Annotated in this window: 11 protein-coding genes; 2 read left to right on the top strand and 9 right to left on the bottom strand. The window is 70.8% G+C overall.

Translation table 11 applies throughout. From position 1 onward, the window contains the following. Positions 1–70: 70 nt before the first annotated feature. The 6 genes from ASD66_RS22865 to ASD66_RS22840 form a co-directional block, all read right to left on the bottom strand. The gene (locus tag ASD66_RS22865; RefSeq protein ID WP_056686182.1) at positions 71–829 is read right to left on the bottom strand and encodes a pseudouridine synthase; all 759 of its coding nucleotides are present in this window, start codon (positions 827–829) and stop codon (positions 71–73) included. Continuing rightward, complete coding sequence (gene scpB, locus ASD66_RS22860; RefSeq protein WP_082599693.1) at positions 826–1,734, bottom strand: SMC-Scp complex subunit ScpB; 909 nt, start codon at positions 1,732–1,734, stop codon at positions 826–828. Before scpB ends, ASD66_RS22865 begins: the two co-directional genes overlap by 4 nt. After that, complete coding sequence (locus ASD66_RS22855) at positions 1,731–2,714, bottom strand: segregation and condensation protein A (RefSeq protein WP_082564034.1); 984 nt, start codon at positions 2,712–2,714, stop codon at positions 1,731–1,733. Before ASD66_RS22855 ends, scpB begins: the two co-directional genes overlap by 4 nt. After that, positions 2,711–3,085 (bottom strand): hypothetical protein, encoded by a 375-nt coding sequence (locus ASD66_RS22850; RefSeq protein ID WP_056892386.1) that lies wholly within the window; start codon positions 3,083–3,085, stop codon positions 2,711–2,713. Before ASD66_RS22850 ends, ASD66_RS22855 begins: the two co-directional genes overlap by 4 nt. Continuing rightward, positions 3,054–4,052, bottom strand: coding sequence for a ParA family protein (locus ASD66_RS22845; RefSeq protein ID WP_082564033.1), 999 nt, complete (start codon positions 4,050–4,052; stop codon positions 3,054–3,056). The genes ASD66_RS22850 and ASD66_RS22845 overlap by 32 nt, the downstream gene beginning before the upstream one ends. 278 nt (positions 4,053–4,330) lie before the next feature. Then, positions 4,331–6,925 (bottom strand): DEAD/DEAH box helicase, encoded by a 2,595-nt coding sequence (locus ASD66_RS22840; protein WP_056686175.1) that lies wholly within the window; start codon positions 6,923–6,925, stop codon positions 4,331–4,333. Positions 6,926–7,021: 96 nt separating this feature from the next. Between ASD66_RS22840 and ASD66_RS22835 the strand changes: the two genes are divergently transcribed. Continuing rightward, the gene (locus ASD66_RS22835) at positions 7,022–8,050 is read left to right on the top strand and encodes an ATP-binding cassette domain-containing protein (RefSeq protein ID WP_056892385.1); all 1,029 of its coding nucleotides are present in this window, start codon (positions 7,022–7,024) and stop codon (positions 8,048–8,050) included. Further along, complete coding sequence (locus ASD66_RS22830; RefSeq protein WP_056686169.1) at positions 8,047–8,850, top strand: ABC transporter permease; 804 nt, start codon at positions 8,047–8,049, stop codon at positions 8,848–8,850. The genes ASD66_RS22835 and ASD66_RS22830 overlap by 4 nt, the downstream gene beginning before the upstream one ends. On the opposite strand, the gene ASD66_RS22825 is transcribed toward ASD66_RS22830, so the two are convergent. Genes ASD66_RS22825 through ASD66_RS22815 form a run of 3 tightly spaced genes read right to left on the bottom strand, consistent with a single transcriptional unit; the run spans position 8,834 to position 13,508 of the window. Continuing rightward, positions 8,834–11,965: an ATP-binding protein gene (locus tag ASD66_RS22825; protein WP_056892384.1), complete on the bottom strand. Its 3,132-nt coding sequence runs from the start codon at positions 11,963–11,965 to the stop codon at positions 8,834–8,836. The genes ASD66_RS22830 and ASD66_RS22825 overlap by 17 nt on opposite strands. Continuing rightward, complete coding sequence (gene xerD / locus ASD66_RS22820) at positions 11,965–12,903, bottom strand: site-specific tyrosine recombinase XerD (RefSeq protein ID WP_082599692.1); 939 nt, start codon at positions 12,901–12,903, stop codon at positions 11,965–11,967. The genes ASD66_RS22825 and xerD overlap by 1 nt, the downstream gene beginning before the upstream one ends. Then, entirely contained in the window at positions 12,900–13,508 is a 609-nt protein-coding gene (locus ASD66_RS22815) for an NUDIX domain-containing protein (RefSeq protein ID WP_056686160.1), read from the bottom strand. The genes xerD and ASD66_RS22815 overlap by 4 nt, the downstream gene beginning before the upstream one ends. Positions 13,509–13,514 lie beyond the last annotated feature (6 nt).

The following is a 13,514-nucleotide window of genomic DNA, read 5'->3' as shown; positions in this document are numbered from 1 at the left end:
GCCGACGGGCCGCGCGAGCAACACGGAACATCCCAGTCACCTGGTGACTGGGATGTTCCGCGCTGACCTTCTAGAGCTTGGCCGCGTCGAGGAGCTCACCGAGCTCGTCGGCGGTGAGCTCGCGGAGCTTGCCGAGCTTGAGGGTCTGCAGCAGCACCGGACCGATGGCGGTGCGGGTCAGGTTGCGCACCGGGTGGCCGAGGTGGTCGAGCAGTCGGCGGACGATCCGGTTGCGTCCCTCGTGGATGGTGAGCTCGACGATGCTGCGGCCCTTGGCGCCGCCCTGTCCGGTGCGCATGATGCGCGCCCGCGACACCTCGACCGGGCCGTCGTCGAGGGTGACGCCGGCCAACAGCTGCGCGATGGTGTCCTTGGTCGCCTCGCCCTCGACCTCTGCGACGTACGTCTTCTGCAGCTCGTACGACGGGTGGGCCACGCGCTGGGCGAAGTCGCCGTCGTTGGTGAGCAGGATCAGCCCGGAGGTGTCGGTGTCGAGCCGTCCGACGTGGAACAGTCGCTCGGGACGATCGGCCACGAAGTCGCTCAGGGTGGGGCGTCCCTCGGGGTCGGACATCGTCGAGACGATGCCGCGGGGCTTGTTCAGCACGAGGTAGACGTTGGGGCTGATCGGCGGGAGCCGCTTGCCGTCGACGTGGATCACCGCGGTGCGCGGGTCGATCTTGGTGCCGAGGCGGGTGACCACCTCGCCGTCCACCTCGACCAGGCCGGCGAGCATGATCTCCTCGCACTTGCGGCGCGAGGCCACACCCGACTGGGCCAGGTGCTTCTGGAGACGGACCAGGCCGTCGTCCGCTGCGTCGTCGTTCACGGTCGGACCGGCTCGTCGGAGGCGGCGGTCGTGTCGGCCGGCAGTGTCTGGTCGGTCGCGACCTGGTCGGCCGCGCCCTCGTCGCCTACCGGCTCGTCGACCGCGGTGTCGTCGCTGGACGGTTCGTCGCCGCCTGACTCGTCGTCGCCTGACTCGTCGGCCGGGGCCTCCCCTGAGGTCTCGACGGCCACTGCGGCGACGGCCTCGTCGCTGCCACCGGCGAGTGCAGCGAGGTCGTCCTCCATGTCGGCCATGTCCGGCAGGAACGGCGCGAGCTCGGGCAGGTCGGTGATGTCGGTGACGCCGATCCTCTCGAGGAAGTAGGTCGTGGTGCGGTAGAGGTTGGCGCCGGTCTCGCCGTCCTGGCCGGCCTCCTCGACCAGGCCACGGGTCAGCAGGGTGCGCATGACGCCGTCGACGTTCACTCCCCGGATCGCCGAGACACGGGCCCGGGACACCGGCTGCTTGTAGGCAACCACCGCGAGGGTCTCGAGCGCTGCCTGCGTCAGGCGCGCCTGCTGACCCTCGAGGACGAACGCCTCGACCACCGCGGCGAACTCGTCGCGGGTGTAGAACCGCCAACCGCCGGCCACGTTGCGCAGCTCGAAGCCGCGACCCTGTTCGTCGTACTCGGCGGCGAGGCCGGCGAGCGCCTGCCCGGTCTCCTCGACCCGGTAGCCGACCGAGGAGGCGAGGGTGACCAGGTCGAGCGGCTGGTCGGCGACCATGAGGATCGCCTCGAGCGACGGGCGCAGCTCGGTGACCGGGACGGCCAACGTCTCCGGGTCAGCCTCTGGCGCAGCATCGGCCTCGGTCGCCGTGTCGGCGTCGATCGTCGGCTCGGCGGGGGTCTCCGCCTCGGTCTGCTCGGCTTCGTTCACCGGGGCACCGGTCTCGTCGGTCATGCGTCGTCCTCGTTCGGGTCGGATGCGTCGGAGTGGTCTCGAGACGGTTGCAGGGCAACCTCCTCGACCAGCGGGGGTTCGGGCTGCGCGGCGTCGTCGACCAACGGGGGTTCGGGCTGCGCGGAGCTCTCGACGGGGGCGGGGTCATCGACCGGCGGCGCCCCGTCGAACTCGTCGGTGATCTCGATCTCGGCGTCGTCGTCCCCGGTCCAGCGGATGGTCAGCTCACCCAACGGGGTCATCTGGTCGAAGCCGACCGCGCCCTCGCGGAACAGTTCGAGCAGGGAGAGGAAACGGGCCACCGTGGTCAGGGTGTCCGGTGAGTCGCCGCACAGCGCGCGGAAGGTGATCGTGCCGGTGCGGCGTACCCGCTCGATGACGAGTGCGGCCTGCTCCTTGACCGACACCTTGGCGGCGTGGATGTGCTGCAGCGAGACCTCGAGCACCGGCTTGGGGGCCAGTGCCTTGGCCGCGAGCCGGGCGAACTGTTCGAGCCCGATGCCGATCAGCACCTCGGGCAGCAGCGTCGCGAAGCGGTCCTCGAGGCCCACCGCACGCGGGAACCTGCGCGACTCCCCCGCCAGACGTTGCTCCAGCACACCGGCCACCTGCTTGAACGCCTTGTACTGCATGAGCCGGGCGAAGAGGAGGTCGCGCGCCTCCAGCAGGGCGAGGTCCTCCTCGTCCTCGACGTCGCCCTGGGGCAGCAGCCGGGCGGCCTTCAGGTCGAGCAGCGTGGAGGCGACGAGCAGGAACGACGTGGTCTGCTCGAGGTCCCAGACCGGACCGCCTGCCTTGACGTAGGCGATGAACTCATCGGTGACCGTCGAGAGTGCCACCTCGGTGACGTCGAGCTTGTGCTTGGCGATCAGGTTGAGCAGCAGGTCGAAGGGGCCCTCGAAGTTCGCCAGGTGGACGGCGAAGGCCGGGGTGACCTCACCTTCTCCAGGCGCCACGGCCACGGCGTCCGCCTCGCTCACGACTCCCTCAGGCGGGTGACCAGCATCGAGTCGTCGCCGTTCTCCTCCAGGTCGGCCAGCGCGATCGCGATCGCCGACCGGACCAGGCGGCCCCGGTCGACGGCCAGGCCCTGGGTACGCCGCAGCAGCAGCCGGGCGTGCTCGATGTCGAGCAGCTCGTCGGAGGTGACGTAGACCGTCATCTTCTCGTCGTGACGGATCCGACCACTCGGCTTCCGCGGCGCCGGCTCCGCCGAGGCCTCCGGCTGGACGTCGGGCACCGCCTTCGGCCCGGAGGTCCGCGCCGGAGCAGCGTCCCGGGTGTCACCGGCGGCGGCCGAGGTCGGCCGGAAGAGGTCGTCAGCCGCGGGCAGGCTCACCCGTCGAGACACGCGCCAGCACCTCCTTGGCCAGCTGCCGGTAGGACTCGGCGCCGGCGGACGACGAGGCGTACGTCGTGATCGGCTCACCGGCCACGGTGGAGTCGGAGAACTTGATCGTGCGGCGGATGACGGTGTGGAAGACGGTGTCGCCCCAGGCGTGCACCAGTCGCTCCATGACCTCGCGGCTGTGCAGGGTGCGGCCGTCGAACATGGTGCCGAGCACGCCGTCGATCTCGAGCTTCGGGTTGAGCCGCTCCTGCACCTTGTCGATGGTGGTCTTGAGGAGGGCCACGCCGCGGAGCGCGAAGTACTCGCACTCGAGCGGCACGATGACGCCGTCGGAGGCGGTCAGCGCGTTGACGGTCAGCAGGCCGAGCGACGGCTGGCAGTCGATCAAGATGACGTCGTACTTCTCGAGGGCCGGGGCCAGCACGCGCGACAGGGTCTGCTCGCGGGCCACCTCGTGCACCAGCTGGACCTCGGCGGCGGACAGGTCGATGTTGGAGGGCAGGAGGTCCATGCCCTCGACGCCGGTCGGCACGACCACCTCGTCGTAGGTGACGTCACGCTCCATGAGGAGGTTGTAGATGGAGAGCTCCATCTCGTGCGGGTTCAGCCCGAGCCCGACCGAGAGCGAGCCCTGGGGGTCGAAGTCGACCAGCAGCACCTTGCGACCGAACTCGGCCAGCGCGGCACCCAGGTTGATCGTGGTGGTGGTCTTGCCGACCCCACCCTTCTGGTTGCACATGGAGATCACCCGGGCGCCACCGTGGGTGGTGACCGGCGCCGGCTCGGGCAGGTGCGGCATCGGCCGGCCCGTGGGACCGAGCTTCTCCGGCTCGTCGATCAAGGCCTCGGCCGGGGTCTCCTTCGGAGCTGGTGCGGTCTGCCGGGGCTGGAAGGGAATGGGGTCGCTCACGCGGTGGTCATCTCCGGGGGAAGTCGGTGCGACGGGAGGTCGGAGCAGGGGAGGCATCTGCGGCGCGCCACTCCCCGCCTGACCGGGAAAGCCGGAGAAACTGCCGGAGAAATTTCCGTCGCCGCTCATGTACCGCTCCTCCAACTCCAGTGCATTGTCGACTCGGCGACATGTGCCCGAGCCTGCGGGCGACTCTAGGGCCACTGCTCCGACCCGAACAAGGCGGGAGCCCAGATCCCTGTGTTCATGGGGAAATCTGTGCACAAGCTGTGCAGAACCACGCGCTCAGTTGCACAGGGCAAGTGCCACCTGTGCACAACCCTGTGGAGGAAAGGTCACAGTCGTCGCATCGCCGTCGACGTGACGATCGCCTGGCCGAGGTCGTCCGACGCGTCGAGGTCGACCACTGCCTCGATCACCCAGTCGTGGTGTCCTTCGGGGTCGTCGATGACCTGGCGGACCTCCCACACCCGCCCCTGCTCCGGATCGGTTCCTGGCGTGATCTGCAGCAGGTCGGGACCACGGGCGTCGCCGGCCGTGCCGATCGAGTCGTGCTCGTCGTAGTAGGCCTCGATCGCCTCGTCCCACTGGCTACGGGTCATCCCGATCTCGCGCGGTGGCTCGAAGAGGTCTGCCGTTGCCCGTTCGCCCCGCATCAGCCCGTCGAGGTCGTCGCGGGCACACAGCTCGACCCGGCGGAACATCGCGTTGCGGATCATCACCCGGAACGGCCGCTCCTGCAGCGACAGGGGCCGTGGAGGCGGCGGGGGCTCCCCCGCGGACCCGGCCACCCGCTCCGGGTCGGTCAACGCCTCCCACTCGTCGAGCAGCGAGGAGTCGGTCTGGCGGATGGTCTCCCCCAGCCACTCGACGAGCTCCTCGAGCTCGGGCGTGCGGTGCGAGTCGGGGATGGTGTGTCGCAGGGTGCGGTAGGCGTCAGTGAGGTAGCGCAGCACCAGACCCTCGGAGCGGGCCAGCTGGTAGCGGCCGACGAAGTCGGTGAAGCTCATCCCCTGCTCATACATCTCCCGCACGATCGACTTCGGCGCCAGCCCGTCCTCCGGCAGCCACGGGTGGCTCTGGCGGTACATCTCGTACGTCGCCCCGAGCAGCTCGGCCAGGGGCTGCGGCCAGGTCACCTCGTCGAGCAGTGCCATGCGTTCGTCGTACTCGATGCCGTCGGCCTTCATCTCGGCCACGGCCTCCCCGCGGGCGGCGTGCTGCTGGGCGAAGAGGATCTGCCGCGGCCCCTCGAGCACCGCCTCGACCACCGACACCTGGTTGAGCAGGTGCTCGGGGTCCTCCGGGTCGAGCACGTCCAGCGCGGCCAACGCGAAGTGCGCCAGCGGCTGGTTGAGTGCGAAGTCCTCCGGCAGCTCGGTGGTCAGCACGAACCGCCGGCCCAACCCGTCGACCTCGGTCAGCCGGGTGAGCACGCCCGACTGCACGAGCGAGCGGGCCAGTCGCAATGCCCGGCGGACCAGACGGGGCCGGTTGCGTGGGTCCTCGTGGTTGTCGCGGAGCAGGTCGCGCATCACCGCGAACGCGTCGGTCTCGCGGGCCACCACGTTGAGCAGCATCGAGTTGTCGACCCGCATCCGGGAGACCAGCGCCTCGGGCGTGCCCTCGACCAGCCGACCGAAGGTCTCCTCGGTCCAGACCACACTGCCCTCGGGTGGCCGGCGCAGCTGGGCCTTCGACTTCTTCTTGGCCAGCTTCGCTTCGCTGAGTGCGGCGTTCTTGGCGGCCGCCTTCGCCTTGGCCTTCTCGTTCTCGATCACGTGCTCCGGCGCCTGGACGACGACGTACCCGGCGGTGTCGAACCCGGCCCGGCCCGCACGACCGGCGATCTGCTGGAACTCCCTGATCCGCAGGGTGCGCTGGCGGGTGCCGTCGAACTTGGCGAGCCCGGTGAACAGCACCGTGCGGATCGGCACGTTGATGCCCACCCCGAGGGTGTCGGTGCCACAGATCACCTTGAGCAGACCGTCCTGGGCCAGCTGCTCGACCAGCCGGCGGTACTTCGGCAGCATGCCGGCGTGGTGCACGCCGATGCCGCTGCGCACCAGCTTGGACAGGGTCTTGCCGAAGCCGGCCCCGAACTTGAACGCCCCGATGCGCTCGGCAATCGCGTCGCGCTCCTCGCGGGTGACGACCTTCGAGCCGAACGACCCGGGTGAGAGCAGCTGGTTGGCGTGCTCGACGGCGTCCTTCTGGGTGAAGTGCACGACGTACGCCGGCACCTGCCGGGTCGTGACCAGCTCCTCGAGGGTCTCGGCCAGCGGGGTCATCGCCCAGGTGAACGTCAACGGCACCGGTCGCTCGGCGTCGTCGACCAGCACGGTCGGCTTCTTCGTACGACGGGTGAGGTCCTCGACGAACGGGCTGACGTCACCGAGTGTGGCCGACATCAACAGGAACTGCGCCTGCGGGAGCGTGAGGATCGGCACCTGCCACGCCCAGCCGCGGTCGGGCTCGGAGTAGAAGTGGAACTCGTCCATGACGACCAGCCCGACGTCGGCGGCCGCACCCTCGCGCAGGGCGATGTTGGCCAGCACCTCCGCCGTGCAGGCGATGATCGGTGCGTCCGCGTTCACGGAGGCGTCACCGGTGAGCATGCCGACGTTGTCGGCCCCGAAGACCTCGCACAGGGCGAAGAACTTCTCGCTCACCAGCGCCTTGATGGGCGCGGTGTAGAAGCTGACCTGGTCGCGGTTGAGCGCGGCGAAGTGCGCGCCCAGGGCCACCAGCGACTTCCCGGAGCCGGTGGGCGTGGCCAGGATGACGTTGTTTCCGGAGAACAGCTCGATGACTGCCTCGTCCTGGTGCGGGTAGAGACCCAGCCCCCGCGACTCGACCCACGCGGTGAACGCGTCGTACAACGTGTCCGCGTCGGAGTCCGCGGGCAGGGGTACGTCGAGTCGGGTCATGTCCCGATCCAATCACCCGCCCGCACACCACCACGACGAGAGGCCATGAAACCGCCGCGGAGCCACCGTGAAACCGGCGGCCCCCACGCTCGGAGCATGACACCCCCTACCAATGTCCTGGCCACCGACGCCCCGGCCGTGAGTGCCCGGGCCCTCGTCAAGCAGTTCGGCGACCAGCGTGCCGTCGACGGAGTCGACCTGGAGATCCGCCGCGGCGAGGTCTTCGGCGTGCTCGGTCCCAACGGGGCCGGCAAGACCACTGTCCTGAAGATGCTGGCCACCATGCTCCCCATCGACGGGGGCACCGCCGAGGTCTTCGGCCACGACGTACGTCGGGAGCCGCACCTGGTCCGACAGCTGATCGGCGTGACCGGTCAGGACGCCTCGGTCGACGAGAACCTCACCGCAACCGAGAACCTCTGGCTCTTCGCCCGCCTGCTGGGCATGGGCCGCAACGACGCCCGGGCCCGGTCGATGACCCTGCTCGAGCAGTTCGACCTCACCGAGGCGGCCAGCAAGCCGATCTCCGCCTTCTCGGGCGGCATGCGGCGCCGGCTCGACCTCGCAGTCAGCCTGCTCACCCGGCCGCCGCTGATCTTCCTCGACGAGCCGACCACCGGCCTCGACCCGCGCACCCGCGGCCAGATGTGGGACACCATCCGCGAGCTCGTCGTCGACGGCTGCACGGTGCTGCTCACCACGCAGTACCTCGACGAGGCCGACCAGCTGGCCGACCGGATCGCGGTCATCGACCACGGTCGCAAGGTCGCCCAGGGCACCGCAGACGAGCTCAAGTCGTCGGTCGGCCGCTCCACCCTGCAGGTGCAGCTCAACGACCCGGACGACCTGGCGATCACGGCCGAGATCGCCCAGCGGATGGTCGGCGAGGCCGCCCTGAGCCCCGAGGCCCGACGGGTCAACATCCCGCTGCGCAGCACCGACCAGTCCATCGAGGTGCTGGTGGCACTGCGCGACCGCGGCGTGTCCATCGACTCGGTGACGGTGCAGAAGCCGTCGCTCGACGAGGTGTTCCTGGCCCTGACCGGCCACGACACTCACCCCTCCGGCGCCGACGCCTCCGATGAAGCCGCCGACCCCACCGACCTGATGGAGACCACCCGATGACCACCACAGCCCCCACCCTCGACCTGCCGACGCGGGTCAGCGTGTCCGACGCGCTCAGCCAGACCATGACCCTGGCCTGGCGCGCCACCATGAAGATGCGCCGCAACTTCGAGCAGCTCTTCGACGTGACCATCCAGCCGCTGTTGTTCACCGCGATGTTCGCCTACATCTTCGGTGGCGCGATCTCCGGCGACGTGTCGAGCTACCTGCCGATCATCATTCCCGGGCTGATCGGCCAGACCGTGCTCACCGCCTGCGTCGCCACCGGTGTCCAGCTGCGTGAGGACATGGACAAGGGCGTGTTCGACCGGTTCAAGGTGCTCCCGATCGCCCGGATCGCGCCGCTCGCCGGGCCCATGGTGGCCGACCTGATCCGCTACCTGATCGCGTCGGTGCTGACCTTCGCCACCGGGTTCGCGATGGGCTACCGCCCCGGCGGCGGCATCCTCGGCGTCACCGGCGCGGTCGCGCTGGCCGTGATCGCCGGCTGGTCACTCGCCTGGATCTTCACGTGGTTCGGCATCATCGGCCGCAGCGCCCAGGGCGTGCAGGGCATCTCCCTGATGGTGATGTTCCCGCTGACGTTCCTGTCCAACGCGTTCGTGCCGACCGACACCATGCCGAACTGGCTGCAGACCTTCGCCGACCTCAACCCGGTCTCCCACGTGATCTCTGCGATCCGCGAGCTGGCCAACAACGGTCACCTCGGCGCCGAGACCGGCTGGGCGCTGCTCGGCTGCGCGGCCCTGGTCGCGATCTTCGCGCCGCTGTCGCTTCGCACCTTCAACGCGAAGATGTGATCGTGCCGAGAAGGTCCGCGACCTCCGGCACCAGCTCGACGCTCGGCCGGCCGGCGTACTCCGCGAGGTGTACGTCGAGCCGGCCGGGCGTCATGCGTTCGGCGAGCGCCGCGAGCAGCTCCCAGCGCAGGCTCGGCAACGTGCGGTTGTAGGCCCACCGCTGGCCGACCGCGAGCAGGCGTACGCCGACCTCGCGCGCGGCCTGGTCGCCGTGACGCAGCAGCCACGCACCCAGCGACACCACGAGCATGCCGTTGAGCGGCAGGTCCGGAATCGCCTGGCGCTGGCCGCCGAGCGTGCTGTGGGCCCGGATCATCCGGGCCAGCTCGTCGGCCCGCGGATCGGGACCGGGAGGCGCGTGGTGGACACGGGCCACCAGCGCGCACGACGCGCCCAGCACCAACCAGGGAGTGAATCCGACGCCCGTCTCGGCGTCCTCGATCAGGAGCACGGCCTCGTCGTAGTCCCTCAGCCCGCCCTCCACGTCACCTCGGGCGAGGCGGACCTCCGCCCGCGCCGACTGCAGGGTCATGCGTGAGCCGAGCTGGACGCCCTCGGAGATCGCCTCGACCTCGTCGAGGATGCGCTCTGCTGTGTCCGGGTCGCCGTCGACCAACCGCGCCAGTGCCGTGGTGATCCGCAGTGACCGGGCGTCGTCGGTCGCGTGCAGCCGCATCAGGGTGGGCCAGGCGATCTCCGCGTGCCGCGCCGCCTCCCGGTGGTCGCCGAGCACCAGCTGCAGCTGGGAGATCTCCGAGTGGAGCGAGGCCTCGATGTAGGGGGTCAGGGGCGCCCAGGTCAGGCCCCGCGTGGCGTAGTCGAGTGCCAGGGCCGCGTCTCCGTTGTTCTCCGCGGTCAGCGCTGCCCACATCATCATCATGCCGGCGGTCAACGGATCATCGGCAGCACTCGCCTGGACTGCGAGTCGCTCGGGGTCCGGTTGGCTGCCCGGCTCGGCGAACATCGTGTACGCCGCCTTCGCCCACGGTGTGTCCGGCTCGTCCCAGCCCTGCATCGACCGGCGCAGCTCCTCGAGCGGACGCCCCGGCACCCAGTTGAGGTGCACCAGCAGGATGGCCGCCGCCTCGCACGCGACCGACTGCACTGCCTCCGGCGCGTCCCACCCGGTGAGCAGCTCCGCGGCAGCGTCGGAGACCGCGAAGACGCGGGCGTGGTCGCCGGTGATGGTCCACAGGGTGCCCAGTGAGGCGACCAGGCGGGCCACCAGCTCGGCGTCGCCCCTGGCCAGGGCTCGCCGGAGCACGTCGGTCAGGTTGTTCTCCTCGAGGCGCAGCCGGTGGACGCGTTCGACCTGGTCGACGGCCACGAAGATCGACGCGTTGTCGTCGGCGATCGCTGCCGCCCAGGCGTCCTGGGCGAGCCACGCCGCGTCCCGCTCCCCCGCCTCGTTGAGCCGGAGTGAGGCGAATTCGCGAATCGTCTCGAGCGAGCGGAACCGGGTCACGCCCTCGTGCTCGCTGACCACCAGCAGCGACTGGTCGACGAGGGTCTCGAGCAGGTCGGCTGCACCCGCGCCGATCACCGATGCGGCAGCGACCGTGTCGAACCCGTCGTGGAAGACCGAGAGCCAGCGGAGCGCGCGTTGCTCGGCGTCGTCGAGGAGGTCCCAGGACCAGCCGATCACCGCCTCGAGGGTGCGGTGGCGTGCCGGGGCGCCTCGGTCGCGGGTGCGCAGCAGCTCGAAGCGACGCTCGAGGCCGCGCCGGATCTCCGCCACCGACATCGTGCGCACCCGCGCCGCGGCCAGTTCGACGGCCAGCGGCAACCCGTCGAGTCGCGCCACCACGCCGGCCACCTGTGTCGGGTCGAGCGAGGCATCCGGGCGTACGGCGCGGGCCCGTTGCCGGAACAGCTCGGCGGCGTCCTGCTCCGCGAGCTGGCTCAGCGGCACGATCCGCTCGGCCGCGATCCGCAGGGGCGCCCGGCTGGTGGTGAGGATCCGGAGGTCACGCGTGGAGACCAGCAGGAAGGCGACCAGTGAGGCCACCGCCTCAAGGACGTGCTCACAGTTGTCGAGCACCAGCAGCGTCGGTCCCTCGCCGAGCGACTGCGCGATGCGGCCGCGGACGTCCGCCTCCTGCGCCGGGGTCAGGGTCCGTCGCGTGGTCATCGAGCCGCGTACGCCGAGGGCGGCGCCGACCTCGGCGACCACGTCGTCACCCGAGCCGACGCCGACCAGCTCGACCACGTGCACCCGGGGCAGCGACGACTCACGTGCCAGGGCCTGGGCCACGCTGGTCTTCCCGATGCCGCCCGGGCCCATGATCGTGGTGAGCCGACCGTTCGCCAGCGCGGTGCGCAGGTCGGCCAGGTCGCCCTCCCGGCCGAGGAGGGCACCACCGTCGAAGCGGATTCCGGTGCGGACCGGGTCGTCGGCGGCCAGCAGCTCGCCGTGGAGGCGTTGCAGCTCGGGGTCGGGGCTGACGCCCAGCCGCTCGCCCAGGTCGTGGCGGTAGGCCTCGTAGTGCACGAGCGCCTCGGCCGGTCCGGACGTGTCGGCGATGGAGCGCAGCAGCGCCAGCCGGGCTCCCGTGTCGTCGGGCCGTCGGCGCAGCACGCCTTGGAGCAGGGGGAGCGCCTCTGCGAACTGTCCGGTCGCGGCCAGGGCCCGACCCCGCAGCTCACGTGACTCGTCGAGTCTGCTGGCGGCGACCGCACGAACCGCGGCCAGTGGACCCGGCGCCTGCTGGTCCGCGAGCACGACGCCCGCAGTGTCCTCGAGTGCGGCGAGCGCCGCGGCCGGGTCGGCGGCCAGCTGACTGCGGGCGCGGGTGACCGCCCGACCCAGGCACCAGGCGTCGACGTCGTCGGCCGGGAGCCCGAGCCGGTAGCCGCCGTCGTACCTCTCGACGAGCGCCGCGTCCGTGGCAGTGCGCAACCGCGAGACCAGCACCTGCAGCGCCTTCAGTGGTCGCTCCGGGCGACTGTCGGACCACACCTCCTCGATCAGGCGGGTGTCGGAGACCCCGTGCGGCTCGGCGACCAGCGTGCCCAGCAGCGCGGCGATCCGCTCCCCCGGCAAGGCTGCGCCGTTCCACAGGACGCCGTCGAGCACACACAGCCGCGGCACCGGACCCGGGCCGGTCGGCACCATCACCCTTGCGCCCTCGGGTGGGCGGTCGCGAAGACCTCCCGGAGGTTGTCGACGGTGACCAGGGTGTAGACCTGCGTGGTGGTCACCGAGGCGTGACCGAGAAGCTCCTGCACGACGCGCACGTCGGCTCCGCCGTCGAGCAGGTGTGTGGCGAAGGAGTGCCGCAGGGTGTGTGGTGACACGTCACGGGTCACGCCGGCCTTCTCCGCGGTCTTGACCAGCACCGTCCACGCGCTCTGGCGGGACAGCCGTCCGCCGCGGGAGTTGAGGAAGAGGGCCGGGCCACCCGCGCCGTTGCCGACCAGGTCACGACGACCGCCCTCGACGTACGCCGTGACCGCGTCACGGGCGAAGGACCCGACGGGCACCACGCGCTCCTTGCTGCCCTTGCCCCGCAACCGCACGGTGCCGTCGACCAGGTCGAGGTCGTCGACGTCGAGGCCGACCGCCTCGGAGATGCGCGCCCCGGTGCCGTAGAGCACCTCGAGGAGGGCCCGGTCGCGGCTGGCGAGGGCGGTGCCGCCCGAGCCGGCCGCCTCCAGGATCGCCTCCACGTCCGAGAGCGGCAGCGCCTTGGGCAGCCGCTTCGCGGGGGTGGGCGGCTTGACCGCGGCCGCAGGGTCGAGCTCGGCCAGGCCGTCGCGTACGGCGAACTTGTGGAAGCCACGAACCGCGACGACGGTGCGGGCCGCCGACGTCGACCCGAGGGGCTGGTGGTCGGCATCCCCTTCGCGCAGCCGGACGAGGAAGTCGGCCACCACGGCCTCGGTGACCGCGCTGAGCTCGGTGATGCCCTCCCGGGCGAGGTGCTCCTGGTAGCGGCGCAGGTCTCGCCGGTAGGACTTCAGGGTGTTCTCGGCCAGGCCGCGCTCGACCGACAGGTGATCGAGGTAGGTGCGTACGGCGCGCGTGACGTCGCCTGCCCGGTCAGTGGTCAGTGCGATCGCCCCGCACGCAGCTGTCCCGAACCCACGCGTGCGTCGTACGCGAAGACCGCGAGCGCGACCGGACCGTCGGTGACGCGGCCGTCGAGGATCGCCTCGCGCAGCTCGGCCAGCGGAACCCAGAGGGTCTCCATGTCGGCCTCCTCCGCCTCGAGCGCGAAGTCACCGCGGTCGCAGCGGCTCAGGCCGCGCGCCAGGTAGAAGTGGTGCTGCTCGGCCGAGATGCCCGGGGAGCCCCACACGGAGATCAGGTGGGTCCACTCCTCCGCCTGGAACTCGACCTCCTCGCGGAGCTCGCGGATCGCCACGTCACGGGGGTCCTCGCCCGGGTGGTCACAGATGCCGGCCGGCAGCTCGAGGAAACGCCGCTGCGCGGGGTGGCGGTACTGGCGCAGGCACAGCACCCGTTCGTCGTCGTCGAGTGCCAGCACCATCGCGGCGCCGGGGTGCTCGAGCACGAGTCGACGGAACGACCGACCGTCGGGGTCGTCCGGGTGGGTCACCTGGTCGGAGCGGAACGCCACGACCCAGTCGTCACGGTGCAGGTCGGTCGTGGACGTGACCGGCCACGACTCGGGGGTGTCTCCTGTCAGCGGCATGCCCGA

This window comes from Nocardioides sp. Root151 (assembly GCF_001427925.1).
Taxonomy (GTDB): Bacteria; Actinomycetota; Actinomycetes; order Propionibacteriales; family Nocardioidaceae; genus Nocardioides.
Note: the sequence above shows the minus strand (reverse complement) of the source record. Positions and strands in the feature narration are given on the sequence as shown.